At 69.6% G+C, this 2,590-nt stretch carries 1 protein-coding gene; it reads left to right on the top strand.

The genetic code is table 11. The features are described from left to right. Nucleotides 1–314: 314 nt before the first annotated feature. The coding region (locus tag VF794_RS11610) for a DNA translocase FtsK (RefSeq protein WP_331109702.1) at nucleotides 315–2,590 on the top strand (2,276 nt) is incomplete at its 3' end.

Here is a 2,590-nt window from a genome sequence, read left to right as displayed (position 1 = left end):
TCTTGAGTTCCTCGCGCTGCTGGGTGGCCATCGACTGGGACTGTTGGATGGCGAGCTTGCGCTTCTTCTCGATCTCCTCGCGGGCGAAGTACTCCTCTTCGGTCGACGACGGCTTGTCCAGGTTGGCCATGATGTAGGTCTCCTCCGGTCCTGATACGGGCGGCTGCAACATACATGCTCCGCCCCCGGCTGGTGCCTCAAAGTGGCCGCGCCGTATACCGCCGGACGGCTCGCCGGAAAATTGACCGGACCCCCTCCCTCCCTACACTCCGCGGACAGCTGCTACAGCTCGCTACGGGGAGTGTGAGGAAGTCATGGCGGAACGGAAGGCCAGAGCGGAGAAGACGGTCCTTTCGCGGCAGGAGATTGCCACGCGACGCAAGGCGCTCGCGGAGAAGAAGGCCCAGAAGGGCGGCGGCGGCGCGGTAGCGGGTCCCGGCCAGCGCGCCCTCGTGGGCCTCTTCCTGATGGCCACCTCGCTGCTGTCGTTGATCTCGGTGGCCACCTTCGACGCGAAGGATCGCAAGGGGCCCGGTTTCCAGAACGCGGTGGGCCCCATGGGCCACCTCATCGCCGAGGGCCTGCGCGGCATGCTCGGGGTGTGGGCGTATCTCCTCCCCCTGTGTGGCATCTACGCCGCCATGGTCGTCTTCGTGGGCAACCGGGAGCGGCGGCGCTGGCCGCAGCTGGTGGCCTTCGTACTGCTGACGCTCAGCGGCGCGGTGCTGGCCCAGCTCTTCCTGGGCAACCAGCCCGGCCAGGCCCACCCGCCCGGGGGCTTCGTGGGCGCGACGCTCGGCGGCATGCTGGTGGGGCTGTTCTCCACCGTGGGCACCGTCATCCTGGTGACGACGGTGTGCGCCGCCGCCCTCATCGTCGGCACCCAGTACACCTTCCTCAAGCTGTGCTCGCTGGCGTGGGCCGGCGCATGCGTGCTCGGCAGGCGCGTGCAGGAGGATGCCCTCGCCTTCTGGGAGCAGCAGAAGGTGAACTACCAGGAGCGTCAGGAGCGCCGCGCCCTGGAGAAGGAGGAAGAGGACGCCTTCTTCTCGCAGCTCGAGGAGGAGGAGGCCGAGCTGGAGGAGGCCGAGCGTCTGGCCGCGGAGGCAGAGGCCGCCGACGAGGAGGCCATGGCCGAGGCCGCCGTGCGGCTCTCGCGCCAGGAGGAGAAGGAGCGCGCCGCCGCCGAGAAGCAGGCCGCCAAGGAGGCCCGCGAGGCCGCGAAGCTGGCCCGGGACAAGAAGCCCGAGCTTCCCGCTGGCACGCCCGTCATCGTCACGCCTCCCACCGCCGCGCGTCCGGCTTCGGGGGCGGATCCGGTGTGGGCCTCGTTCCTGGCCCCCTCGGCCGCCGCCAGCGCGGTGCCCAACCCGCCGCCCGCCGCCGATGCCTCGCGCGCTGGCAAGCGCAAGGGGCCGAACATCGTCGCCGGTCCGACTCCCGCCGAGGGGCCCACCGAGGCCGCGGCTCCGAGTGACGAGCCCGTGGTGGCTCCGCCCGTGGCCGCCGAGAAGGCTCCGGCCCTGTCCTCGGCCATCGTGCCGGCCCCGCCCTCCGCGCTGGTGGCTCGCACGCCGCTCATCGTGGAGCCCAAGGCGCCGCCCAAGCCCACCGCCGTCGTCGCCAAGAAGAAGGACCACGAGCAGTTCCAGTTCGTGGGTGGCCGCACCAGCTTCTCGCTGCCCCCGATAGACGTGCTGGAGATCGAGAAGAAGGAGCGCTCCGCGCTGGACAAGGATGCCTTCCTCTCCACGGCGGAGAAGCTGCGCGCCAAGCTGGCCGACTTCGGCATCTCCGGCGAGGTGGTGGAGATCCGCCCCGGCCCCGTGGTCACCATGTACGAGTTCCTCCCGGGACCCGGCATCAAGGTGAGCAAGATCGCCGCGCTCCAGGACGACCTGGCCATGGCCATGGAGGCCATGCGCGTGCGCATCGTCGCCCCCATCCCCGGCAAGGGCGTGGTGGGCATCGAGGTGCCCAACCGCGACCGCGAGACGGTCTACCTCAAGGAGATCGCCGAGCAGGACGTATTCCAGAAGGCCGGCAGCCGGCTCACCATGTGCGTGGGCAAGGACATCGAGGGCATGCCGTACGTCTTCGACCTGGCCAAGGCGCCCCACCTGCTCATCGCGGGTACCACCGGCTCGGGTAAGTCCGTGGCGGTGAACTCGATGATCATGAGCATCCTCCTGAAGTCCACGCCGGAGGAGGTCCGCTTCATCATGGTGGACCCGAAGATGCTCGAGTTGTCCGTCTACGAGGGCATCCCCCACCTGCTGCTGCCGGTGGTGACGGACCCGAAGAAGGCGGCGCTGGCGCTGCGCTGGGCGGTGGAGGAGATGGAGCGGCGCTACCAGATGCTGTCCGAGGCGGGCGTGCGCAACATCGCCGGCTTCAACAAGCTGGTGGAGACGCAGGCCGCCGAGAAGGCCAACGCGAAGCCCTCCGAGGAGTCCCCGAAGAAGGCCGCGCCGAAGAAGCCCAAGAAGGTGCTGGTGCTGGACGTGGCCACGCCGGAGGACGCCATCATCGAGGAGTCCGCCAGCGCGAGCTCGGGTCCTGGAGTCGCGGCACCGAAGGACGACGCGGA

The organism is Archangium sp., from assembly GCF_036389735.1.
Classification (GTDB): Bacteria; Myxococcota; Myxococcia; order Myxococcales; family Myxococcaceae; genus Archangium.
The sequence above is the reverse complement of the archived record's forward strand: the minus strand, read 5'-3'. Positions and strand labels throughout refer to the sequence as shown.